Origin of the sequence: Comamonas sp. E6 (genome assembly GCF_001010305.1) — a bacterium.
GTDB classification, from domain to species: Bacteria; Pseudomonadota; Gammaproteobacteria; order Burkholderiales; family Burkholderiaceae_C; genus Comamonas; species Comamonas thiooxydans.
On sequence record NZ_BBXH01000041.1, the window covers coordinates 1 to 24,196 of the forward strand.

The following is a 24,196-nucleotide window of genomic DNA, read 5'->3' on the forward strand; positions in this document are numbered from 1 at the left end:
AAGACATCACATCAGCTTGCCTTCCCCAAGTTCGGAAAGCTGCTAAGACACAAGATCTCACAGCACGGGAACATTCCCTTACGCGAACTGGCCAACGCTCTGGACACAAGCAACTGGGCATTCGTTAAGGATGTCTTGGATGTCCTGACAAATTTCATGTGCAGTGCTGACATGAAGTTCTACAGCGATCATTTCACTCGTTTCAACGGTAAGCCCAACCTCACCACCAAGATGGTTCAGTACCAGGCGGAAGTGGTTGATGCAGCTGAGAAAATTTGGGTTCGGATGTGCGACCCTGACGATCCATTTCCAACAGTTCACGACTGCTATCTGAAGCTCTATCAGCTTTCGATGCCAGACCTCAGCCTTCAATACAAGCGCATACTTTTTGATGAGGCTCAGGACGCGAACCCCGTCACTAGCCAGATTGTCCTTTCTCAGAGCTGCAAGCTCACCCTCGTGGGCGATGAGCACCAGCAGATTTTCCGATATCGCGGCGCGGTGAACGCCCTCGACCACCCTCTTCTCAGTGATGTTCCACGCTTGTACCTGACCAACAGCTTCCGGTTCGGCCCCAACGTCGCTATCGTTGCGAATGCACTGCTTGAGCTGAAGGGCGAAACTGTTCCTGTGGTTGGCCGTGGACAAGTAGACACGGTTACTTTTCACGTACCTATGGGCACTGAACATCGATGCTTAGTCTCCAGAACAGTGATGGGCGTGCTCGAATCCGCTCTTGCAGCTGCAGCTCGCGGCGAATCAATCTTCTGGGTCGGCGGCATTGAAAACTATAAAGTGCAGGATCTCCTAGATCTGTACCACTTTAGCCGTGGTGAACTTGGAAACGTAAAGAACAAGAAGCTCAAAGCCGACTACAAGGAATATGAGGAATACAAGGAAGCCGCAGAGCAGACCAAGGACCATGAGATGCAGCGGTCTGTGCGAATTCTGGAAACATATGCAGCCGAAGACATCCCTGCAATGATTGATCACCTCAAGAGCCTCACTGTTGAGGAAGAAATGGAGGCCTCAATCACTGTCACCACAGCCCATAGGAGCAAAGGTCTGGAATGGGACACAGTTCAACTGACTGATGACTACCCAGATATCTTCGATCCAGATATGGAGCCAGAGGCTCGTGAAGACGAAATCAATTTGTTGTACGTTGGCTCCTCTCGCGCCATGCGAGTGCTGATCATCAACGGAATCATTGAAATCATCCTCAACCAAGTCGCTCAAAGACGGCGAGCACGGGCAAAAATCGAGATGGAGACAGCATGATTTTTCGCATGCGAAAAAGTGCACCATCATCCACTCTACCGAGGTAGCAATAGCGTAGATATATGGTTTGAGCCTAAAGTGGTGCACTCAGAATAGCTATGGCGCTAGCGCAGCCCTATAAGGGCAGAGGCTGATGCATGCCTAGATAGCCATATCCATACGATCAGTCACAAGAGGAATTGTGACTGATGAAAACCACTGCATTTCAACGTAGCTGCATTCTGATTGCCCTGGCCAACGCGATCTGTATGGGGGTTGGGCAAGCATACGCACAGCAGATCGAAGAGACACCTGTTCGCTTCTACGACCGCAAGAGCGAAGGATGGTTCTGGTATGCGCCAGATCCTGAGGATGAAGAAGAAGAGCCTCCCAAGCCACCACCCAAGCCTCAGGCAGCACCAACACAGTCACCGCCTGCAAAGCCTGCATCTGTTCCTCCAGCAGCTGAGAAAGGGCCAGCACCTTTCTCAGCCGCTTGGGTACGCGAAAACCTCCCCAAGTACAAGGATGCGGCCTGGGACAACCCGACAGTGGAGAACGTTCGCGCATTCATGTATCTCCAGCGATTCGCAATCGATAGGTCGGAGCAGTTTTCAAATGCTACTGAGATGGCCGTTCTGGGTGATCCATATCTGGATGAAATTTCACGGCGGCCTGCAGCGACATTTGCATCTCAAAAGCTAGATGTTGAGGCAGGTAAAGAGAAAAGCGCCCTCATCGACTCTATTGCTCAACGTGCAGGCATCTTTTTCTTTTTTAAAGATGACGAATATAGCAACCTTCAAGCCTCTATTGTGAAGATGCTAGAGGCTCAAGGATTCACTATCGTTCCAATCTCGGTAACTGGACGACCACTCAAAGACAACATATTCCCAAATTTCAAGACAGATAGTGGCCATGCTAAAACTCTAAATATCGTCAATTTTCCAGCAACGTTCTTAGTTTCACCAAGTGGAAAATTTGAGCCAATTGGGCAAGGGGCACTCTCTCTTCCTGAGATGAAGCACAGAATTATTATTGCAGCCAAACGGAATGGCTGGGTTTCTGAAGAAGAGTATAAAAAGACGAAGCCAATCTACACGACAGATAACAACATTGCAGAGAAATTAGATCCCTCAATTTTTGGTAAAGACTTAGAAAGGATTCAGCAAAAGACAAATGGCAAATCCAATTTTGTTGAACCAAGCAAACTGATGGACTACATCAGAACACGCCTGAATACCAAGTAATTAATATCATGAAACTCAAACTATCTGTTGCAGCTGTCGCTCTAGCGCTATCCCCTACTCTTTTAAACGCTGGTGGCCTGCAGTCACAGCTTGATGGCGTCTTCGGCCAGATGACGAATGTGACCCCTCCTGGTGTTTATGAATCACAACGTCGTGGCGTTCTCTCTGGAGGGAGATTCACTACCAAATCAAAGATTTACGATACGAATATGGTTGCGTTCACCCCTCCATCATGGAAAGCCGGATGTGGAGGCGTTGATTTATTTGGTGGATCATTCAGCTTTATTAATGCAGAGCAGTTGGTACAGCTATTGAGAGCGGTTGCAGCCAATGCCAAAGGCTACGCATTCCAATTAGCACTAGACAATGTATTTCCTGATGGGGCGAAATGGATTGAATCCTTCCAGAAGAAGATTCAGGAACTCAACCAGCATCTTGGTAATTCTTGCCAACTTGCGCAAGGGTTTGTTAATGACCTGACTTCCGGCATGGATCTCAAGAACAAAACTGATGCTTCGCTCATGGGTTCTGCCAATGGTCTATTTGAAGACTTCTTTTCTACAAAGCAAGAAACAGGCGGAAAAACACCAATTAAAGAAATCAGGGATCAATCGCCTGAAGTTTATAAAAGAATGACTGGAAATATTCTGTGGAAAACCATGAAACAGAACTATGCCAGCTCTTGGTTTACATACGGCGATACAGAGTTACTAGAAACCATCATGTCTATGACAGGCTCGATTGTTGTTGGCGACATGGTGAATGACAAAACGGGGACTTCTTCCGGCGAGGAAAATACCAACCCGATCATTACACTCCCAGGCGGACTCATTACTCTTAAAGACCTTATCCAAGGTGGAAATCTTGAAATTTATACTTGTAATGGTGATGATCAATGCTACTCCCCTACCACCAAGAGAGTAACCATCAAAGGTATGAGAACCAAGATTGTTGATTTGCTTCACGGAGGGGGCACAACTCCTGGCGTAATCTACAAGTATGCAACCAATAGTGGTGTTCTTTCTGAAACCGAAAAAGCATTCACAACTTCCATGCCTAGTGGTATGGGAGCGATCATAAGAAACCTATCAATAGTTTCTTATGACTCTGCCGTCTTGTTCGCCAATGACTCGGCAGACGCAATTTCATTAGTAATGATGAAGAAAGTTGTCGATGACTTCTTCAGAGTTGCGCTCGCTGTAATTAGCTCTTCTGACTCCGCTAACAAAAAGCAACTACTTGACGAAATTAATATTTCAAAAAGCAAGTTTGACAGTGACTATTCGGCCCTACGCGGTGAATACGGTGACTTATCAAAAATTATTGACCGATATCGCTCAATTCTGGAGATTTCAAGAAAGCAAAAGTATGCACTCTCCACATTAACCTCTGCTCCGAAACCATAAACATCATGATGTCATTCACGATTTACTCAATAGGTGACTCGACGTTCCTAGAGCAAATACTTATTGGCATTGCAATGATCACAGGGGCAGGTGATCTAGAAAAGGCTGTCATGATTGGGATGCTGTTCGGCGTTCTAATAATCTGTGTCAAGTCGCTATTGCAAGGTGCTAAGCAAATCGAATTTCAGCAAGTTTTAGTTTGCTGGGTTTGCTACATGTGCTTCTTTGGACCAGCTACAGTCGTGACAATTGAAGATGCATACGATGGAAATGTGCGTGTAGTTGCCAACGTCCCACTAGGAATTGGATTCACAGGAGGTGTAATATCCAATGTCGGCTACACGGTGACCGATCTATTCACGACCGGATTTAGCATAATCGCACCGAGTATTACAAGAACGGAATTTGCAGAATCATTAAAACTGCTCAATGACACCCGACGAAATCTTGATAAATCGGGAATTTATGTAGCAATGAATGATGCCATGGGTGGCGGTTCTGTGGATATTAGAAAGAGCTGGGACAACTATATCCGCGAATGTACTCTTACCAAAATTGACTTAGGATTAATGTCCGTCGAATCGATGATGACGGGTAAAGTGACGGAGGTTCTTCCCTTCATGTCTTCACTGTACGGAACAAGAATTTATTTAAATCCTGGGGAAATAGATGGAGAAGAATATACCTGCTCTGAAGGCTGGTTTTATCTAAGCGCTTCATTAGACTCCATATCAGATATGCGTGTTCAACAGGCTATCTCTGCAGCAATCGGCTTGAACAGACCAGATGTTGGACAAGCGACATCGCGCATTCAAGACTCTATCCAGGCTCTAGGGCAAGCGTCTACATCTGCAAACGAGTATCTGAAGGCTTCTATATTGGAGCCACTGTACAACGATGCTGTTGTTGGGAAATACAAGGACATGCTTGACTTCGGATCAGCGGCCATGGTGAACCAAGCAATACAGCAGCGCAATACGCAATGGGCTACTGAGCAATCAATGTTCGTCACGGTAGCTCGGCCAATGATGGCTTTCTTTGAAGGTTTTGTGTACTCGCTGACCCCCATCATGGCCATGCTCATGGTTATGGGAAGCTTCGGCATAAGCATGTTGTCTAAATATTTTCTTACTGTTCTATGGATTCAGCTTTGGATGCCTGTCCTAGCAGTCGTCAACCTCTACATTCATGTGATATCGACAAATAAGATAGCACAACTTAATTTACCAGGCCTTGATTCATTCTATGCCATAAACACAGCTGGTGAAATTCTGCAAAACTGGATTGCGACTGGCGGCATGCTTGCTGCTTCCACGCCAATTATTTCTCTCTTCATCGTTACTGGCAGCACGTATGCATTTACGAGCCTTGCTGGTCGTGTGAACGGAAGCGACCACATTAACGAGAAGATGTCGAGTCCTGATGCATTGCAAAGTGGCCCACTTGTTAACATGATGCCGATGCATAGCGGTAATTCCTTCAGTGGAATACAGAAAACTGGCACAGAGAACTTAAATTCAAGTATGAATTTTGGTGATGCCGTTTCAAGCGGGATCTCCTCAGCTTCTGCAATTCAACAGTCGAAGTCTGATGCATTCAAACAAGAGGTTTCGCGCGGCGTTACAGAAGGCGGTAGCGCTCAACAACAGTTCCAGAGAATGCAATCCTTAGGGCGCTCAGTCTCATCGATGGGCACTAACCAGAGCCAAATGATCGATAGCAAAGCTAGGGACATTGGTAAGCAATATGGACTAAGTGAGTCAACGGTCGATGCAATTAAAGGTGCTCTTACTCTATCTGCAATGGGTGGTGCAGGTGCCAAGGGTACAGGCCTTCAAGGCGCATTAAGTGCAGCACTCTCTGCAGATAAATCTAATACTGCGAGCGAAGGAGGGAGATTGGATAGTGTCATGAAGGCTGTACAAGGGGTAACATTCTCGGCGTCCGATTCTCAAGCCTTGACCACAGGACTCACCCATCAGGCGGTAGATTCAGGTAGTAACTCCTTCACAAAATCATGGTCTGATAGCTCTTCAAGGCAAGTTGCCCAATCTGCGCAAGAAAGTATTGCTGCAACTGAAAGTCTTACCTCTCTCCAAAGTATGCAAAGTTCATTGGGACAGCAAACCAGTTCAGATATGAAGACTCTTGGCGGTGCAATAACCGCATCTCCTGAAGCAGAGAGCAGGTTGAACAATGCCATGCAAAATGCACCTCAAGCGGTAAGGCAAGAAGCAATTGCATTGGAAAATAGATTTGCGAATAGCTACAACATGGACAGAAATGTAGCTCGCAATGCAGCTCAACTTCAAGCGCTGACAAACTCGAGCAATTATGCAAATGGGAATGGCAGCGCTGGATTAGCTGAAGGCATGCGTATCATCGGTCAAGCTACAGGTAGGAGTCTTGATTTCTCAGGTGATCCGAACAGAAATTCAGGACTGAAAGATCAAGCGCCTACAGGTGTCAATACCGATGAGATCAGATCAAGAGTAGCCGGTGCCCCTGACTTTAATGACGGGCAGTTGTCTTCTGTCACAACTCAGGCTCAGAGACAACCTGGTGGTCCAAGTTCCGTCCTTGCAGATCATCAAAGAAGAACCGGCACATTGGCTAAAGATGCAAACCGTGCTCTTAAAGGAGTCGCCAATGATCAAAGCGACTTTATTAAAGATCAAATTATAAATAAATCAAGCTCCACAGGTTTTGCGCAACGGGATATGGGAACACTCGATCAGGTTAAGGATCTGAGCAATTCTTTCATGGAGTTTGGTAAGAACACCGCCGCCAATATAAAGTCATCAAATGATCAGAACGACCAGATACTTTCAGATCCAAAGGGTGAAGGTATCAAACAATTCCAGCAAGATTTCAATAATCGCAGTACAGGTGAAAGAGCGGTCGGCTTTCTCGGAAATACTTTGTTGGGCGTCTCTGCCAAGGCGACTAATGCGTTCAACGAATGGCGAACTGGGAAGTCCAACTTCTCAGATCACACCAAGAATATGACCATTGAGGAAACGGGTGCATTCATGGCCCAAGGCCTCGCACAAGCGTATTCAGGGGGTGCTACGACTGCAGCAAGATTCATGGACGATCATAAGTCGGAGATGAAAGGTCTTACGAAACGCTTTGCTCAAGAGAAGCACGGTTTACCAGGATATCAGGCGGAGATTTTCGCCTCTGCAAAATTCAATGATCAAGCTGGACTTGATTCCGGTTACAAAGGGCTTCGTGAAAGCTTAGCCCAAAGGGATTCATCAGGAGAAATTCTCAGAAATTCGAGCGGCGAAGCTATCTTGTCGGAAAAGGACAACCGATTCGCACTTAGCATGTACAAGGATATATACAATGCCGGTGTGCATCAAGGTTCGAAGGAAGGGCAATCGGGTCCTATTCTTAAAGATGTGAAAGCCTGGAACGCAACTCAGAATACTCCCGGTAAGTAATTTTCAATAAAAAAACCGCTTCTGTTCTAGAAGCGGTTTTTTTTATTGACCTGGGAAAATCCTTTTCCGTAAGTGTGGATTTGCGACCACGGGGTCTAGCAAGTCTAGCTCGCTGGAAGTAACACCACCTTTCATAGTTGCAAATATTCCTCGCATTATTGCGAATCCGAATAATGCCAAGAACCCGCCAATGAAGTAAGAGGCACCGACCCACATCAGAACCGTGGCGATCATCGACTTGTTGATGAACTGCAACAACAAGAAAACCAGATACAAAGCAGATGCACCCAGCGCGTAGATGCTCAGCAGGGGCGCAACAGGTAGCGTCAGCAAGGCGATTCCGGGGACATACACCAAGAAGATCTTGTTGAAATTCAGCATTGGTTCCTCTCTCTCTTCATGTACATCTAATTTACTACAGCTTCTAAAAATGCAAGCTCGGGAGCCGCCTTGCAGAACTTCATTACATGAATCTGACCTCAAACAGTCACTTGCCCATATAGGGCCATCTGTGCTTATAATGAACTCACAGCCACCTCACGCTGCTTGCTCAGCTCAACTGGCTGCTACTGCCGAAGTGCAGTCCCTCAAGGCCTAGTGCCACACATCACCTGCATTGCAGGTTCTCTCTGCCGAAAAGGCTTCCCTACTGGGTAGGGATCAATCTGTGGCCTTGCTGCCACCAGCTTTGCATCGTTGGCCATGTCGCCTTCCTTGCTGCTTTCTCCTGCGCATCTTTTACATCTGAGATCTCGATTCAGCCGAATCGCGCCTTTCATCGCCTCGGGTACGGGCAACTGTGTACCTTCGTAACAAAACGTCTATCCCAAAAAAGACTAACTGTTGCATTACAAGGATTTGACATTCTGATACGATTTTACAGTATCGGAAAATGAACTTCTAAACGCATTTTGGATAACCCGCATTCATGCCCCAGTCTCTGCACTTGTGCCGACCGACCTCCTCCCTGCCCAGTCGTCGCCATATCCTTTCACTTCTGACTTTTTCCCTGGCCAGCTCAGCTGGTGGTGTTCTCGCGTCCACCAACACTACTTCCGTTGCTGAATCGTTGCGAGGGTCGTTGTTTGAGCAACAGGGAAACAGCACAGGCACTGACCCTCTGTTGCTCTACACGATTGCTCTCGTTGAATCCGGTTTTGGGCGTGGCAAGGGAAACATCAGCCCCTGGCCATGGACTCTGCGCTCTACCCAATCCCATTACGCCAAGACCAAAGCAGAAGCAGAAAAGAAGCTGGCGGAATGGATTGAAGCTTATGGACGCAAGATCGATATTGGGATGTGCCAAACGAATTTGTTCTGGCATGGACACCGCGTCAAGCAAGCTGCCGATTTGCTCGACCCCCCCACGAATCTGCGGGTCGCAAATCAAATTCTCATCGAGTCACTGAAATCGTCACCCGACGACATTGAGCTGGGCATTGGCCGTTATCACAACTGGACTGAGCCTGAACGTGCGCGCAACTACGGCTCACGCGTCTTGGCCATCTACAGAAACTTGAAACGACTGGGTTAATGACATGTTGATGTTTCAGACGAACATAATTCAAGAACTGGATGACCGAGCTGAAGACTTGACGTTTGGGGAATCAGATCCCTCAGTCAAAGAACTGGATGCCTCGCTGTGGGGCATCCTGAGAAAGGTTTCCATCCAGAACCCAGAGCTGGCTGGCAAACTCTTCAACCTGAAAAGCCACACTGTCGAACTCGCCGCCCAGCTGTCCGATGAAGCAATTTCAAACCTTTCATCTGGCACAGTTCTGAGCTTCAAGCTCGTCGCCAACCAACACGAGATCTGCCAGTGGATTGAAGACAGGGACTACAAGCAGACGTTTGAAATCACTGACACCAGCAATTGCACAGATCTCTACTGGGTGCAGTTGGGCGTCCAGGCTCGAAAAGATGTGGAAACAGCTTCACAGACTTTTGGCGTTGGCCTGAACCTGGTTCGTGCGTGCTCTAACGCTACGCTAATTCAGCTTTCCGGTATTTCCACAAATTTCGCAGTGAGCTTTGCTCTTCGTTTCGACGAATCAATCATTGCCGAAATCATTTCCGGGAGGCGAAACCTTCAGTACATCCTGCTGAAAAAAATCCAACAATCGATAACTGCATAAGAGGAAGACATGTCCAAAACCACTCAGATAGCACCTAAAGCGCAGATGGCGTCGCTGACGCAGTTGCTTCTCGCTCGGCAGATGACTAAGGCTGGATTCATTACCAAGATCATCATGATCGAAACCGGCCTTACGCACAAACAGCTGCGCCGCATCTATAGTGGTTTTGAGCAAGATGAAGGTACTGGAGCACGAAAGAACCATGGCACCATGCGGAGCGGCACGACACTGATCCACAACAGCGCGACAAAGATCCAGGCATCTTTGCTCATGCAGCTGTACTACAACCTGGGAGGGGACGATGTGACTATCTCTGTACAGATCCCTGAGCTGGTCAAAGCGTTCCGCCTCTATCACACCCTTCGCAATGAAATTCCAAGCATGAAGAACGGGCGTTGGCCATCTTTCACAATCACGGATGCCTGGTGCTTGGCCTCTGAACTTCGTAGTGAAATGGCCTCTCTTTCTGTGTGCAATTCCTGCAAATGCTCATATTTCACCAGCGTCAATCAGCGCACATACATTGAATGTCCGTTTTGCCATGATGCTACTCGGCTCCCGATGAATGAATCAGCAAAGATGATTGCAGCCTGATCAACTCATCAATAAGAAAGAGCGCTAGATTTTCTAGCGCTCTTTTTTATTGTTCTGCTCCATCACAAGCAGCATCATTCCAGCAGTCTTTGCGCCATCTCCATGGGGCTACTTGATTTGGTTGACTCCAAACCCCAACTGCCTGCTTCTTAGCAACTGACTCCGCCTCATAAACACGCGTGTCGCGCACATACTTTGGATTGGCTCTATTCGCCCACGCAAGGCCAGCATGTACCATTTTCAAGTTAACAGACTGACCATCAACAGTGATGGTACATACACCCCTTTTATAACGATCAAACTCATAACAATGTGCATTGACGATCTTCCCATGCACCAATGACTTCAAATAGTCTGTAGCCTTTTGACTGAGCGGTTGCCCAGGGCGCTTCTGCCCATGCATAGACTCTGGAGCATCAATATCACTCAGTCGTATCTTCATCCGCGAATTATCTGAGCGAAGCAGTACAACTGTATCCCCATCATCAACGTAGATGACTTTCCCTGTTTCAGACCAAGCTTCTGCATTTGCCAGCAGTGGCAAAAGAGCAAATGCAAGACCAGCAAATACACTGATCTTCTTCATCACATTGAACCTAGTAAGGCGTCTCGGCGGCTTGTATTTACTCTCACTCTCTCCACGGTTCTATCTGATGGAGGTTTATTAGATTCCGCAGTTGAATCCACATTATTCACAGCTGGACCTGCTTCACCATTCTTTTCCGATCCCAAAGATCTGGGTACAGCTAATGGTTCACCAGTTACTAAGGCTGAAAGGTTCAACGATTGAAGCCCAAGCATCGCCAAAGTGCGCAATCTTTCCCCTCTGTCGCGTTGATTGACTTTCACCAAGTCCCCGTAAAGCTCGGGATGCGAGAACTTGGAAACTTTAATATTTGATAGTTTCCCATCCCAATCATTTTGATCTGCTTTAGACACTATCAACTCCTTTTAACCCAGCATCCAGAAGCCACGAGCGTTCGCCAGCTCGGGATTCGCACTCATGATGATGTGTGCCTTTGGAAAAATCCGCTTGGCAGCTTCTTTATAAAAGGTTGCGCCGCCACCAGCCAAAAGAATAACGTCAGCATCCAGTCCTTCTTCTCGCATTGACTTCTTCATTGAAGTAAGCGCGAGGTCTGGAATCTTCTTTATGGCCTCTTCAACATAGCTCTTGATAGGAACCATTTTCCCATACAAAGGGATTTCATTCTTACCAGAGACAATGGCAGATTCGAGCTTTTCAACACTCAGTTGGCCTCCGAACTCTTCTTTGATTCGGCTTGCCGCATCATCCAAAAGTACAGACATCGCTTTAAGTGATGTACCGGATGAGTTATAGCGCATTTCACCTGCAGCGATAGATACCCAATCAACTGAGAAGAATCCAGGATCAATCACTACTGTTCGGCCCTGATTGATGACAGCTTCGATTTCATCTTCCTGCACGCTTTCGCTGATGTCCATATAGGCTCCAGCTGGCTGAGGAACAACAACAACTTTTTTTACTTCAATCGTTGTTTGATTTGCAATTTGATGAGAGCCCGTCAGCTTATCTTTCAGCCTTTTTCGGGTGTTTTCATCCTTAAACTGATCTACTGGCAGACCTGTCACAAGCACGTCAATCACTGGTTGCTCAGTCAGCGCCAGTGCTGCATAGAACAATGCCTTATATTGATTCGTGCTGGGATAGTCTGCGTGCAATTCCCGCTCCCAACCTTGGATACGTCCAGGTTCAACACAAGCAGCCCATTGCTCATTGTTCACCAGGACCTGTACGAAGTCGGAACCGTGACCGCCTCCAATTTTTTGAGGCATCAGCGACAGAGGGGCAGCCCCCACTGGTCGAACTAATGTCGTCATATCCGATTCACGATGGCCAAAGGCCAGCTTGAAATTCGAGTAGCCAATATCCATACCTAGGATAAATTCAGAATTTTCCGCTGCTTCAGTACCTTTTTTCGCCATGTTCCCTCCTGTTGATACGACTTCAAAACGACTTGTAACGCTTGGCATCATAGCATCACAGATGCATAAAATGGAACTATCAACGGAAAATTTTCTTCTCTAAGTCGCTTTGAAGTCCAAGAGATTCCCAGAGGATAACGGCCTGTATCTCTGATCCCCTCCTTCGAGGCTCGAAGCCTTCGCGTCTGAGAAGCGCTCAAGGCCCTGATGGTATTGCGGGATTGTTTCTTAGCTTCCCATAGAAGAAGGGGGCAATGGTGTACCCGTCCTCTAAAGATCGCGTAGATTTGCTCAGATGCTTATAGATGTTCAACTCAAAGCATTCAAACAATCTTTGTTTGACTTCCTCACTCCCCATAGAATATGGAGAACAGAGAAGATTTCCCACAATTTGATTGTTCGTGCAAAGCTGAACATCCCAGCCACTTGGCACGTTTTCTAGGACCTTCTTGGTGAGCTACTAGAAGGCCTTAGAGGGGAAGTTTTCTTGCATCGGCCCTCTTCTATGGGAATTAACTCTCCCAGCCCATAGAAGATAGTATCTTGGGAAGGGACACATTTTTTTCCCAACAACCTCTATGCCCTCTTTCAACTCACTGCCGCCCAGCGCTCAAATCGCACACCTCCGTACTGAGCTTGAGAAGCCCTGGGAGCATCGCGTAGACATCGACTTTGAAGCCGCAGCCAGGACCTTCATGCGCAGCACTGCGGAAGGCGTGGAAGCGCAGCTGCTCCTTCTTGCTCTTGAAGCAGATGTGATTGCGGCCAACTTCCATCAAACTTCTCTCACTGCGCGAAAGGAAATGCCCAAGGAGCAGCAAACTTACTTGGGTTGTCGTGTCCGTATAAAAGATAGCTCTTTAGAGATATCTTGGCATCGTAATAACGTAATACCTAAAGAAAAATCCAAATCTAGTATTCGAGTTCTATCGAAGCATATAAAAAAGGGAAAGTCTGACTCCTACGACATGTCTGCATTCCAGCGTGAACCGGCCTGGGTGCAAGCTGTTGTCGCTGACGCCGAGAAGACATTTGCAAAATTGCGGACTCGTGCGAAGATACTCACGAAGTTTAGAAAAGCTTTGAGAGAGTATGAATCCTTGTCCAGCTAACCAGGGGATCACATGAGCCGACACAATCTAATCTATGGTGCTTCTGAAAGGACTAACCCTACTCTGTCACCTACAAAGATTGCGAGCAGGGTTAAGCCTTCTAATGCTACGCGTGCAATTTCTCAAGCCGCCCAACGCTCCTGTGAACTTCGCGGTGAAATTGAACACAAGAGTTTTGAGAAACACATAGGCAAATTTCAGACACATGAATCCATCAATAACACGAACTCTGCACATAAAGCAGTTTTTTGGGCTACATGCTTCATGCTCGCTATCGTCGCCTGGGTGCTGAATAGCTAATCGTACTTTCAGAACCAAGTTACAGACATATATTTAATGCCAGTTCAAGCTGATAAGTTTCCGACATCTATCGAGGATGCTGTCGCATTCACGAAGTTAGAGCCACCCAAAGATTATCCTGAACTAGAAATCTATGATAGATATTTAAATCAGCTGCGTATTGATTACTGTGGTGTTGCCCTGATTATTCTTGAAGGGCTTCTCAAAGGGATAAGCTCAGATTCAATTGAAGATACAGAGCGCAAAATCGATATAGCTCTTGAAGACCTAAGTGAGTTAGCACCAGTACAGTGGGTACTTGAAAGAAAAAGCAAGAAGAATCTACGAGATGGTTCATGCTCCTACCAACTAATTCGACTTGAACTCTTCATCAATCCCAATGGCGCTTTCGCAATTTATGACCAGAATAAAATGGTATGGCTTGAACAGGCGTCAAAATATGGCAAAGCATTCTCCAAACCTCGATAAGTAAGTTTCGATAAACGATGCCTTGAATTGTTCTTCGCAGTTACCTCCGGGATCTCTCAGAAATACATAAGGAAGATCCATGTCCGCTGTGATCTTTTATTCTAAGAAACTATTGTCATATGAGTACAAATCGTGTCTGCTCCTCTTGCTTTTCCGACAAAGACTTGCGTAGCTGGATACGTGAGAACAATGGTCCTCGCGGATGCAACGCATGTCGTAAATATGACTCCCCTACCGTGGGTTTTGACGTTCTTGTGGATTACATTGAGGAGCGCCTAAGGCGCTACTATGGCAGAGCAGTTGACCAGCTTCCATATTGCTCAGCTGAAGGTGGCTACTTAGGTCCACATTGGGATTCTTGGGACATGCTCGACAAGATTGGCCTAGATTTTCCAAGAGACTATACAGGCAGCCTGCGCTCGGATATTGCGAGTTCCATGACTGACGAGCCATGGACTGATAAGGACGTTGCCACACTTGATCTTGATGATGCACTGTGGAGCAGCTGGGAATCATTTTGCTCGACAGTGAAACACAAACGAAGGTTTTTCTTTCATGCTACTGGTACCGATGCTAGAGACTCCTACACGCCAGCATCGCTACTTAATAAGATTGCTCGCTCGATTGATTTTCACGAGTTGATTACAGAGCTACCAGTAGATATTCGTCTTTGGCGCGCAAGAACAGGCATACCCAAACGCAAACGTGTGACAGCGACCGATTTTGGGCCTTGTCCGGCCCAATTTGCGCTTCAGAGCAATCGCCTGAATCCATCTGGTATTCCGATGTTTTACCTTGCGTCTTCCACAACGACAGCATTAAAGGAAACACGCGAAGAAATAGGAAAGGTGGGACTATGGCGCTCGACCCGCCCAATTCGAGTACTGGATCTGCGATCCTTGCCGGATATTCCTGGAATATTCTCTGATGAACCGCCAGAACTAGCCCAAACTTTGAGCTTCTTGCACGACTTCACGAACGACATCATGAAGCCCGTACAGCGGACCGAGAAAGTACAAATTGACTATCTCCCCTCGCAAGTCGTCACCGAATACTTTCGTGACTATGAATTCGAAGACGGTGCACTGGATGGTGTTGCATACCGTAGTACCGTACATCGACGCGGCTGGAATGTTGCCCTCTTCCTGGGACCAGAAGATCTCGGACTTGCAAATCGTGAGTGGGGCGTGACGCCTACTCCTGCTTTCGAGTTCGAAAAATCGGTTTGGGCAACTTCCGCTTAGGCGTTATGCCGGAACACAGGGTAGATGAATGGGCAGCGGGGATGTGGTGTTGGTCATCAACGGGCATCATTCCGCTACGTGATGACCTAACTGCCTGCCTGATCAGCAGCTGCAATCGCCCCAAAGTTACCGTTTCCAGGTATGGGATAGCGTCTTTCAACGCTCGACATGTGAGGCCGGGGCAGCTCTTGCGGACATCTGCCCTCCAGTTCACAGAACCAGAACTGACCAAACTTTTCCCAATTGAAGGTGTAGGACCGCGCTAGCTGGATGTCTACAGGCTTCTTTCTGCTTCCAACCTGGACAGTGAAGTGCCCACCCTGGAAAGTATGACCATTCGATGTGTCATAAGTCCAGCACTTGCCTCCCTTTACTCTTGGATTGACGAAGAGTTTGTGATCGTGCATCACCAATGCGACTCCGCGCGTTGCGATACCTTGGGCAACATACTGCTCCAGTACCTGCAGATCCTCATAGACATCTTTCATAAATATGTCATGAGCACCGCGTTTATCACCTGAAGCGGCTATCTTGCGATAGCACTTCAGCTCTATGGCAATCTTCATCTCGCCGCTTGAGGACGCGCCGTGAACAAGGATATCGATATTGTTTGAGCCTGCGCCCATGTTGACGCCTGGCTCCAGCTCAATTTCTGCGCGTTCATCTGGGTGTTGGAGTGCCATAGGTAAGAGCTGCTTCAACACAAAGGCATATTGAAGCTGCATTGAAGCTTCTTTGTTGATGGGTATAAGGGTGCTGCCAACCTTTCGAGCGAAGACAGCCCAAGCTGCCGAAATGGTTGACCGAAGGCGGCTGTCAAATGATGTGTCTGTGATGAATGCGTGCATGCCCGCACTGTATCCGACCGAATCTAGCTTGCCCCAAGCCATGTGACCACTGTTCAGTCTTAATCCACAGGCAGCATCGCGCTGGGCGCTGTCGCTTGGCACAAAAAAGCCCGCAAGTGCGGGCAAAGATGGCAAGCGTTGAAATCAATCAGCTCTGATCACGCCTTGAGAGGTTCTGCAGCTCAAAGCTCACACCGGAATATGAGTACCGAATCTCAGTATCAAAGCGCACACGCTGGAGCATGAAATGTATCGACCGTACAGCCTGCCGGCCCACATGCCGCTTGAGCGCCCTATGTAGAATCTGGTCTGAAAGCACAGCCGCGCAGTCTTGTTCGCTCATGGTTTCAGAGCCTCGAAGAGCGCTCTCCACAATCACGGCTTCCATCACCATCAGTGCTTTGTAGTTCACAACACCACCACGGTGGCACACCAGCTCGGCCAGCTCCAGATAGTCCAGCCGCCGTGGCCAAGCTATCGCTGGCTGTTTCCACAACGCCTTAGACCGCGCCTGCCAAGCAAGAATGCCTCGCACGAATGATGTGCTCGCCAGTCGAAGCGCACGGAATGTACGACCGCGAGAACTTGAAGTGCTCTGCATAGTTCAATGCCCTTCAAACTCTGCTCTGGACACGATTGTCAGATCTCCAGCGAAATCACCACTGCCCACGCCTGACCCGATCAGGATCTGCGACTTGTCCCAGCTCCACACCTTGCCTGTGTACTTGGGACATTCACCCCCAAAGGTCGGCAGCTGTCCGAAGTCAACCTTTGAACGCACCTGGTAGTCCATAGTGCGCAATTCGGTGAGCAATTCATGAAGATTTTTTGCCGTGAGCTGAATCATCACCATCCCCTTGTTGATCTGCCAAAAATCTACTGCTGGCACTTCATCAACCAGGAATGCGGACTTGTCCAGTTTGGGCAAATCAGCAGTGAAGGTTGCAATGGCGGCGCTCCTAGAGTCTGGATTCCTCAACAGACCGTCAATAGGTGCCCATGTCCAACACCAAAAAGCCTCTCATCGTCGCTGTGCCATTGGCCATCGCCAGTTGGCCCTGGTGGACCAATCTGCTGCTGGCTGTACTGGCCTACTATCTCTTTGCCTACCTGGCTGAACCGCCCCAACTCATGATCCCTTCCAGTAATGAAGCCCCAGCCAGTGGATACATGGGCATCTTCAGGGGCAGCATCTGGTCCATCGTTTGCAAAATCGGCCAATACGGACTCCCAGTGCTACTAGCCGTTGCCGCTGTCATCGACATCGGGCGAATTTTCTGCACAGACAAACCTTGACTCTCAAACACAAGCATTCAAGCTGGACCGAACCTAACGCGGTTGCACAATTTGCCGGGAGTTTGTCATCTATAGTTGAGACTGATGAAGTAAGCCTTATGGGGCGTTTCTAAGAATTACGAGGAGTGCTAGATTGATCTTATATAAGTACATGAGCGCGGATTCAGCCAAAGCAATACTTGCAGGCCGATCAATTGGGTTTTCTAATCCCCATACATTTAATGACCCTTTTGAGTTGACAGCGGCTTATCCACCGCAGGTTGATCTTCCTATTCCTTCTTTTTTCGATAGTGTTCAATCGTGGGCCAAGCAGTCCATCTGGTCTGAGAATCACGGGGTTCTGTGTCTAACGCGAAATCCATTGAATCCTTTAATGTGGGCACACTACGGCAATGAACATCGCGGTGTAGTGCTAGGCATAGATGTAGAGAAATCTGGTTTTCTTGATTCTCAACGTTGTATTGTTCCCGCACAATACGGCAATATCATCTATACACATACGCGGCCAACGCACTCCATGCTACCGTTTAAAGGGATGCCAATTCTAGTTGGCCACACGCATCACTATCCAGCTGGCCACGAAGAGAAGTTGCAACGTACATTTCTCCAAAAGCCTGCCTGCTGGGCTTACGAAGAAGAGGTTAGGATAGTGAAGTGCTTATCGGACAGAGATGAGAATGGCACTAATCCAAGCGGCACTTTTAAAGAAATCCCAGCGGGGAATAAAACTCTCTTCTGCTACGAACTCCCAGAAGAATCGATTAAGGAGATATATTTTGGAATGAGACATCCCTTGCTTCAATCTTCCAGTGCTGTGCCAGATGTATTACAGGAATATCTCGGACTTTATCCTAACCTAACAGCCTACGGTTGCCGTTTATCTCCTACCACTTGGGATATTGATTCATTTGATGTTTCGATGCCGGTGGCAGATCAATGAGATAACCTGCTTAAGGCTCTGGTGCACAGTTGGCTCAGGATGAACGCTGATCGCCTTCAGAACGACAACTCATCTGCATTGAAAATTCTCTGGTTATTGTTGGCCGCTCTTGTCCTGGTGGCCTTTTCTGCCCCGTAGTGGCCATTTGCAACGGGGCTTCTGTTCGCCTCAACGGTGGGGTTGCATTTTTGAGGTAGCTCTTAGGCTTAAAGAGTCATCCACTCAAAAAGGCATGGGCATGCCCATCACCACCATCAAAACCACCCAGGTCATATCCCAAGACCAGTTCGTCAACGGCGCTCGTGATGCAGTGCTCGATGCTCTCGACACCTACGTGCGTGGACTCACTGGCCATCCCAAGACCCTTGGGGCCACTGACGCCGAGTTGCCAGCTTTATTCGAAGGGATCGACAAGCACGCCCGCCTGGTTCATGCGCGTCTTGTCGGTGCGGAAGTCCTCTCCCCCACCCCTAACGGGTTGCAGGTCGAAGCCGACTAGAAAGCCACACCATCCATGAATGCGCGAGAACAACTCATAGCCATCGCTGACTGGCTCGGTGATGAAGAAGAGTCCCTGTCATTTGGCCTGCGCAACGCCTTCGATGCCCTGCGCTTGTATGACTATGCCCTGGCTCGACCGGAGCTGATATGCGGTTACGTGATGGAATGGCCCGAAGCGGACCGTATCGCCGCGCTCGGCTATGACCCCATTGCCACGGTCGAAGCCATCCAGGGCCGCGATGTCAATGAGACAGGAGCCACTCAAGCCTGCGCAGTGCTGGCACGCGCGCGCGACCTGCTCGACTCAGTTGCCTTTGTAGCCACTGAAGGGGACACCTCGCAGTTGCTCGTTGACATCGACGACATCCTCACTCCAGAAGTACAGGAGAGCATGACATGACAATCACATCTGAACTTGACCTTCTCAATCGCCAGCTCGCCCTGGCCCAGGCCAAGCACACCGCAGCCGTCGCATGCCTTCGTGCAGCTGAACGCAAGGAAGATCTTGCCGATGAAAAAGTCAACGGTATCAAAGCCCAGATCGCGGCGCTGACAATCCAAAGCTGGGGCGACAAGCCCGATATCGCTGTGCTTCTGCAGCCCCGCTGCTCTTACGTCTACTACAACTATCTGTCGGCCCTGGCCAGCGATATGGGCCTGTCAGTGAATGGCGAATGGATCGACACAAAGCAGACCGCGCTATCCATTGCCATGTCGCGCCATAAAGCCGGTGCCATTGAGCTTGTGGCCAGCGGCATCCGATTGTTTTCCCCGTACATACGTAAAGCCAAAGGCGGATGGGTCAAATTCGGCGTGTCTTGCCATGAAAGCGATTGCGCATGGGAACTGTGGTACTCCCCGGCGCGCGGCAACTGCCAGCTCGTGAAGCAAGTGCTCTGCAGCGCAGTCGAACGCATAGAGCTTGGCACTCTGGAGCTGGCCCTGGGTCACATCGAACAGCACCTTTGGGCTGACAACACCTTGGATATAGAAGCCCATCAAGTCATCAACGTTCCTGCTCTTGAGGAATCCATGGCACATTGATGCCCTGATCGTGGCAATTCGACTCTGACCTGAAGAGACAATTTCAGCTGGCCGTCCCTGTGACGGCCAGTCCTTTTTTGTATGCGTTCTGCACATGCACATCGCATGTGCTTTCTGATCTAGTTCCACTTATGGAGTACGTATGACCACTTTTTTCGATGTCCAAAAAACATGGCCCCAGAAGCCTGTAGAGGCCAAACCATCTCAGCAGGAGGATTCACTTATCACTTACGTCAAAGCTGGGTCAGCATTCGTGCCCGAAATCGGTAAATGTTATGAAGTGCATTTCGGTGAGCTAGAAGTAGAAGGGGAAAAGGGCTTTGTTGTAGCGCGTATACAAGCCAACGGGCTTGGTGCCAATGATTGGATCGACCTCGACACAAATGAACAGCTTGCTCGAAATATTGGCCGATTCGTAGTTAAAGCTTTCAAAGAGATTTCGTGCTCTGACCACAATGCTGCGTGCTCGGGTTCCTAGCATGGCTCTCAAGCTGCATCGCTAAACCGCGAGATGAAAAGTAAAAAGCGCCCTTGGGGCGCTTTTTTGATGGTTTTAACCCACTCGTTTGTAGCGGTAGCCTTCACCCTCCATGCAGAGCTTTTTAAGCCCTGGTTGCTCACCAATTGGAGTCTGTTGAACCTTGATCTGATACTCGCACTTGGCAAGTGCCGACTGCGTAGCATGTGACGATGCGCCCTCTTTGACGTAAGCGTATCGGGGTTGAGACGCACATGCGGACAGTAAAGCTGCGGCCCCTAAGGTGATGACTAATGATTTCATGTCTCTGCTGTTGCTTTTGAAGGCCCCTTAAGGGGATGAACCTTGAGATTACCTCAATTCACTAGAGTTCATATGTCAACGTCAACCATTATGCAAAGCCTGCTCAGCAGGCCTACTATGAAATTCGCCGTACTGCAGCAAGCAGACATAAACGATCAAGGACTTATAGCTTCTGCATGTTCTTGAAATCGTTGGTTGCCGACTTGCACCATTTCTGCAACGGTTTGGATCATCAGCCATGCCATTTCATGGTCAGGGCCATGAGCAATGTAGCTTTTTCCTTGCGGATTTTTTTTCCACAGCTCAAGGCAGGCAAACATGGTGGCATGTGCACCTGCTCTAGAGGACATGCGATAGTACATCTGGTACTCGGTCATCAGTTGAGCGGTTTCAGCGACATTGAAAATCGAATAACCAGTCTTGGTTGTATCTCTTGCCTTGGCTTTTTCAAGAAGCTTTATCTCTTCTGCACCCAGGATTACTCCTGGTTCATTTGAAAGAAGGGTTGCATGCTTACTCTCTTCGAAGTCGTCATTCAATTGGAATTTTTCAACAACTGAAGTATCTTTCCAATATGCGCACGCCCAGAATAGCCACTCAAGTCCAGCACGAAATGGAGCATGCTGTGCACTATCAAGGCCCATTTTCGCCAAAGCAACTGTTGCCTTAAAACATTCAAGTGCTCTCAGCCAGCAGCAGTAACCTACGTGTACAGTTTTATCCTGCGGCTTTAATTCAAGGTAATTCCGCAGTAATCTTTCTGCAATGCTGAACTGCTCCTCAACCAAGCTGCAAGCTTCCATGTATTCCTTTGTTGCAGGCGGTGAGAAAGCAGCTAATGAAGGCGATAGATATCCAAAATCCTTATAAGCCATATGTGGGTGATTCATGCATGTCCCTTGATAAAATTCATCTGCTTCATGTGCAAGGGTATCAGCTACTTCAATGGCCCCTTTAGCCAGAACTATTCCGTGCGGACCTGGACTAACCCTAATTTCATCGGTACATCCGGTCAGCTTGCATTTTTGGAACCCCGTGTAAGCTCAATCCCAAAGCAGCTAACCCAAGTTCCATATGACCTCAACCCTATCCCGCTTTGTCTCCAGCCTGCCACCCAAGCACCAGAAGATGTATGCCCCCATCCATCCTCTGCCTGATGCGGCATGAATCCATGCTGGTAGTTTGCTCCACTCCCTTGAAGAACTTGGCCGCGTTCGCGCTCTGCTGGCGCTGATCACATGAGAGCCGCAACAGTCAGTGTCGGCTGCCCCGAGCCATTGAGAATTGACCAACAACTGTCCTTTTTTTTTGTATGTGGCAAACTATGAGCATGGCAAAAGCATCCACTTCCTCCAAAGCGAAAGCGGGCACGAGCCGCGCTGGCGGTAGCGTCGTGGTTCAATCCGCTGAAAACGCTCACAAAGCTGATGTAGTCGCGCTCAGTTTCGAGAAGAAGATGGCCGCCGCACGGAAGGCATCCGTCAACAGCCCTCTAGGCTTCGTTGTGCCCAAACTGACTGGCCAGGAGGCCTTGCACTTCATGCGCAGCGTCGGCGGCTTTGCCCTGTCTAGCAAAAATAGATCATCCAAGCCCAAACGCTGATGGGCCAAATCCTTATTGCTTATCACGGTTGCGACGCAACGGTGCGGGACAACCTCGTGGGCGGATTTACGAAGCCTTTGCCTTCGTCAAATCCTTATGACTGGCTCTATGACGGGATGTACTTTTTCGAAGGTGACTCTGCCCGCGCCTTGAAGCTTGCCAAAGCATCAAGCACCCGTCCTCAGCACAAGCTCACACGCAACCCTATAGCTACGCCTGCTGTTGTCGGGGCAATTATTGAGATTGATCGCTTGTTTGACCTGACCACCCAAAGCGGGATTGAGAACTTCTCCCTTGCGGCAAAACTCATGGTCAAGGCCTATGAAGTCAATGGCGAAGATCCACCCAAGAATCAGCCTGCCTTTGAGGGAGACACTGAAAACCTGCACCGAGCCTTCGACCGGGAAGCGTGCAAGATGGTTCATGCTTTGCGCAACCACGCAAATACTGAGGCGATTGCCCTGGCCGCGCAGATTTCTGAAGCGCTGGGCCTGAATGTGAGTGGATCATCACGGTTAACTCAGCAACAAATGAAGGAGCTTGAAATAGCCTCACTGCAGATAGTCAACACTGCACCATTTCAAGCTTCTCGGGGTGCGTTTGAGCAAGGCAAGCAAGTTGACCCATCGAGCGCGATATTCGATGACACACACCTTCAGCTCGCAGTCCATGATCTTTCATGCATCAAGGGCTGGTTCCTGCGTCCTGGTGACAAGCTACTGACCCCGGAAGAGTTCAGGGCTGCCGAGGACGCCATGAGCGCGGCCAAAGCGCATCGAACTGCCCAGAAACCTCGAAAACGTGCCCCCTGATAGATCCATGCGTTCCCTTCTTACTTTTGCTCTCGCCCTCTTTGTCTTCTACACAGGCCTTAACCTCGCTGCGCGGCTGCAGGTCCACGAGCAGGCCAAGCTTATCGATAAAAGCGGCCAAGTCTTCGAGGGCCGCATGAGCCGCGATATCCTGACCGGGGACTATCGAATCGACTCTCCGTCGAGCGTTGGCGAGGTCAGGATCATCCCGAAAGAACAAATTGGCGGACTGGTCTATATCGAAAGCGAAGGCTTGCCCTGGCAGTCCACGGTCACTTTGTACGGAACAATCGTTTTGATGCTGTTGCTCTTCGGATATGACATTTTCAGGAGCATGCGAAAGGGCGAGCGCCCTACCGCTCGGGTCTAGAACCAGGTGCTCCCGTCCCGAACGACCTGCCCAGGGCAGGTTTTTTTACGCTATCACTGGCGCTGCCTAATTTCATGTCCTGGTCAGGGTTGCAATTTATGAGGCACCCTTAAAGTGGATTTCAACTGGTTGGCTGAAGCCACGTTGTGACAACCATTAAGCAAGAATCGAACAACACATCAAGGAATATGAGGGAGCCGCTATGAACTTCAAAGCAAAATTTCACGCCTATCGTCTCTTTGGACTGCACACATGCAGTTCGCTCTGGCCTCTCCTCTTCATTTTCACTGTTGGCTTGTTCTACGGTACCGCAGCAGCTGATGTGTTCTTCGAGTCCACCAGTACCATCCGTTATTCCGCAATCATCATCGGTTCCTTCTTCGCCTATTTCGGCTCACCAACTTTGATTGGCTTCATCCATGCTGCCAAATTACGTCGCATGTACGGACAGGACGTGAGCGATGCTATGACGGCAAAGTTTGCACATCTGAAGGATGGCGATACTGTAGATTTCACACTTGCTGAAGTCATCGACGGCGTTTCTCGCGCGCGGCGCACAGCTCGATAGAACAAGAAATAGATCGACTTTGTGATGACCTACCGGGAGACGCTTGAACTCAGCACCGCGTCTCAGGACTGAGCAATCCAGCGCCGCTTCAATAAACCTGCCAAGTGCAGGTTTTTTTTTGCACCCCGAGGCTGAGCCTGCCCGTCCTGAGACTACTGGAGAGGGTTGCATTTTCTGAACTACCTGGAGACTAGAAGCGTATTCACTTCCTGAAAGAACTCCATGGGACAAGCGAAGGCCAAGAACT

27 protein-coding genes are annotated in these 24,196 nt (G+C 48.7%); 20 read left to right on the forward strand and 7 right to left on the reverse strand.

What is annotated here, in order from left to right; all coding sequences use genetic code 11:
- From CSE6_RS24925 to CSE6_RS24940, 4 genes are all read left to right on the forward strand, one after another.
- A partial coding sequence (locus CSE6_RS24925) for a 3'-5' exonuclease (protein ID WP_059441770.1) occupies positions 1-1,281 on the forward strand: 1,281 nt, incomplete at its 5' end.
- Between the two features lie 188 nt (positions 1,282-1,469).
- The gene (gene traF, locus CSE6_RS24930; RefSeq protein WP_059441771.1) at positions 1,470-2,510 is read left to right on the forward strand and encodes a conjugal transfer protein TraF; all 1,041 of its coding nucleotides are present in this window, start codon (positions 1,470-1,472) and stop codon (positions 2,508-2,510) included.
- An 8-nt stretch (positions 2,511-2,518) separates the two neighbouring features.
- Complete coding sequence (locus CSE6_RS24935) at positions 2,519-3,916, forward strand: conjugal transfer protein TraH (RefSeq protein WP_059441772.1); 1,398 nt, start codon at positions 2,519-2,521, stop codon at positions 3,914-3,916.
- A 5-nt stretch (positions 3,917-3,921) separates the two neighbouring features.
- Positions 3,922-7,365: a conjugal transfer protein TraG N-terminal domain-containing protein gene (locus tag CSE6_RS24940; protein ID WP_083994823.1), complete on the forward strand. Its 3,444-nt coding sequence runs from the start codon at positions 3,922-3,924 to the stop codon at positions 7,363-7,365.
- Between the two features lie 42 nt (positions 7,366-7,407).
- Here CSE6_RS24940 and CSE6_RS24945 read toward each other — a convergent pair whose 3' ends face one another.
- A complete protein-coding gene (locus CSE6_RS24945; protein ID WP_059441774.1) occupies positions 7,408-7,746 on the reverse strand; it encodes a hypothetical protein in 339 nt (112 codons plus the stop codon).
- Between the two features lie 547 nt (positions 7,747-8,293).
- Between CSE6_RS24945 and CSE6_RS24950 the strand changes: the two genes are divergently transcribed.
- From CSE6_RS24950 to CSE6_RS24960, 3 genes are read left to right on the forward strand one after another with little or no spacing between them, the layout of a single operon-like run.
- Entirely contained in the window at positions 8,294-8,899 is a 606-nt protein-coding gene (locus CSE6_RS24950) for a transglycosylase SLT domain-containing protein (protein ID WP_152668655.1), read from the forward strand.
- Positions 8,900-8,909: 10 nt separating this feature from the next.
- Entirely contained in the window at positions 8,910-9,500 is a 591-nt protein-coding gene (locus CSE6_RS24955) for a hypothetical protein (protein WP_152668656.1), read from the forward strand.
- A 9-nt stretch (positions 9,501-9,509) separates the two neighbouring features.
- The gene (locus CSE6_RS24960) at positions 9,510-10,094 is read left to right on the forward strand and encodes a FlhC family transcriptional regulator (protein WP_083994824.1); all 585 of its coding nucleotides are present in this window, start codon (positions 9,510-9,512) and stop codon (positions 10,092-10,094) included.
- Positions 10,095-10,140: 46 nt separating this feature from the next.
- On the opposite strand, the gene CSE6_RS24965 is transcribed toward CSE6_RS24960, so the two are convergent.
- The 3 genes from CSE6_RS24965 to CSE6_RS24975 are packed head-to-tail and all read right to left on the reverse strand — an operon-like array spanning position 10,141 to position 12,062.
- Positions 10,141-10,680, reverse strand: a complete 540-nt coding sequence (locus CSE6_RS24965) for a thermonuclease family protein (protein ID WP_083994825.1) — start codon at positions 10,678-10,680, stop codon at positions 10,141-10,143.
- Entirely contained in the window at positions 10,680-11,033 is a 354-nt protein-coding gene (locus CSE6_RS24970; RefSeq protein WP_152668657.1) for a hypothetical protein, read from the reverse strand. Before CSE6_RS24970 ends, CSE6_RS24965 begins: the two co-directional genes overlap by 1 nt.
- A gap of 12 nt (positions 11,034-11,045) precedes the next feature.
- Complete coding sequence (locus CSE6_RS24975) at positions 11,046-12,062, reverse strand: ParM/StbA family protein (protein WP_059441776.1); 1,017 nt, start codon at positions 12,060-12,062, stop codon at positions 11,046-11,048.
- A 578-nt stretch (positions 12,063-12,640) separates the two neighbouring features.
- Here CSE6_RS24975 and mobI point away from each other — a divergent pair.
- From mobI to CSE6_RS24990, 3 genes are all read left to right on the forward strand, one after another.
- Complete coding sequence (gene mobI / locus CSE6_RS24980) at positions 12,641-13,174, forward strand: conjugative transfer protein MobI(A/C) (RefSeq protein WP_059441777.1); 534 nt, start codon at positions 12,641-12,643, stop codon at positions 13,172-13,174.
- 336 nt (positions 13,175-13,510) lie between these two features.
- Positions 13,511-13,942 carry a hypothetical protein gene (locus tag CSE6_RS24985; protein WP_152668658.1) on the forward strand — a complete coding sequence of 144 codons (432 nt, stop codon included), beginning with the start codon at positions 13,511-13,513 and terminating at the stop codon, positions 13,940-13,942.
- Between the two features lie 119 nt (positions 13,943-14,061).
- Positions 14,062-15,186: a HEPN-associated N-terminal domain-containing protein gene (locus tag CSE6_RS24990; protein ID WP_083994826.1), complete on the forward strand. Its 1,125-nt coding sequence runs from the start codon at positions 14,062-14,064 to the stop codon at positions 15,184-15,186.
- 86 nt (positions 15,187-15,272) lie between these two features.
- Here the strand turns inward: CSE6_RS24990 and CSE6_RS24995 are convergent, their stop codons facing one another.
- On the reverse strand, positions 15,273-16,076 hold the full coding sequence (locus CSE6_RS24995; protein ID WP_202967613.1) for a hypothetical protein: 804 nt from the start codon (positions 16,074-16,076) through the stop codon (positions 15,273-15,275).
- Between the two features lie 562 nt (positions 16,077-16,638).
- Positions 16,639-16,962, reverse strand: coding sequence for a hypothetical protein (locus CSE6_RS25000; RefSeq protein WP_059441779.1), 324 nt, complete (start codon positions 16,960-16,962; stop codon positions 16,639-16,641).
- Positions 16,963-17,033: 71 nt separating this feature from the next.
- Here CSE6_RS25000 and CSE6_RS25005 point away from each other — a divergent pair, with 71 nt between their 5' ends.
- The 6 genes from CSE6_RS25005 to CSE6_RS25030 all read left to right on the forward strand — a co-directional run bounded on the left by CSE6_RS25005 (position 17,034) and on the right by CSE6_RS25030 (position 20,293).
- Positions 17,034-17,330 carry a hypothetical protein gene (locus CSE6_RS25005; protein WP_059441780.1) on the forward strand — a complete coding sequence of 99 codons (297 nt, stop codon included), beginning with the start codon at positions 17,034-17,036 and terminating at the stop codon, positions 17,328-17,330.
- Positions 17,331-17,481: 151 nt separating this feature from the next.
- Positions 17,482-18,270: a DUF2971 domain-containing protein gene (locus tag CSE6_RS25010; RefSeq protein WP_202967614.1), complete on the forward strand. Its 789-nt coding sequence runs from the start codon at positions 17,482-17,484 to the stop codon at positions 18,268-18,270.
- Between the two features lie 238 nt (positions 18,271-18,508).
- A complete protein-coding gene (locus CSE6_RS25015; RefSeq protein WP_152668659.1) occupies positions 18,509-18,769 on the forward strand; it encodes a hypothetical protein in 261 nt (86 codons plus the stop codon).
- Positions 18,770-18,784: 15 nt separating this feature from the next.
- On the forward strand, positions 18,785-19,171 hold the full coding sequence (locus tag CSE6_RS25020; protein WP_059441782.1) for a hypothetical protein: 387 nt from the start codon (positions 18,785-18,787) through the stop codon (positions 19,169-19,171).
- Positions 19,168-19,815: a hypothetical protein gene (locus CSE6_RS25025; RefSeq protein WP_059441783.1), complete on the forward strand. Its 648-nt coding sequence runs from the start codon at positions 19,168-19,170 to the stop codon at positions 19,813-19,815. The genes CSE6_RS25020 and CSE6_RS25025 overlap by 4 nt, the downstream gene beginning before the upstream one ends.
- 142 nt (positions 19,816-19,957) lie before the next feature.
- A complete protein-coding gene (locus tag CSE6_RS25030) occupies positions 19,958-20,293 on the forward strand; it encodes a hypothetical protein (protein ID WP_152668660.1) in 336 nt (111 codons plus the stop codon).
- Positions 20,294-20,751: 458 nt separating this feature from the next.
- On the opposite strand, the gene CSE6_RS25035 is transcribed toward CSE6_RS25030, so the two are convergent.
- The gene (locus CSE6_RS25035) at positions 20,752-21,486 is read right to left on the reverse strand and encodes a DUF5677 domain-containing protein (protein ID WP_152668661.1); all 735 of its coding nucleotides are present in this window, start codon (positions 21,484-21,486) and stop codon (positions 20,752-20,754) included.
- A gap of 440 nt (positions 21,487-21,926) precedes the next feature.
- On the opposite strand from CSE6_RS25035, the gene CSE6_RS25040 reads away from it, so the two are divergent.
- From CSE6_RS25040 to CSE6_RS25055, 4 genes are all read left to right on the forward strand, one after another.
- Positions 21,927-22,199: a hypothetical protein gene (locus tag CSE6_RS25040; protein ID WP_152668662.1), complete on the forward strand. Its 273-nt coding sequence runs from the start codon at positions 21,927-21,929 to the stop codon at positions 22,197-22,199.
- Positions 22,199-23,011, forward strand: a complete 813-nt coding sequence (locus CSE6_RS25045; protein ID WP_059441787.1) for a hypothetical protein — start codon at positions 22,199-22,201, stop codon at positions 23,009-23,011. Before CSE6_RS25040 ends, CSE6_RS25045 begins: the two co-directional genes overlap by 1 nt.
- A gap of 7 nt (positions 23,012-23,018) precedes the next feature.
- Positions 23,019-23,381 carry a hypothetical protein gene (locus CSE6_RS25050; RefSeq protein ID WP_059441788.1) on the forward strand — a complete coding sequence of 121 codons (363 nt, stop codon included), beginning with the start codon at positions 23,019-23,021 and terminating at the stop codon, positions 23,379-23,381.
- A 202-nt stretch (positions 23,382-23,583) separates the two neighbouring features.
- Positions 23,584-23,949: a hypothetical protein gene (locus CSE6_RS25055; protein ID WP_059441789.1), complete on the forward strand. Its 366-nt coding sequence runs from the start codon at positions 23,584-23,586 to the stop codon at positions 23,947-23,949.
- Positions 23,950-24,196 lie beyond the last annotated feature (247 nt).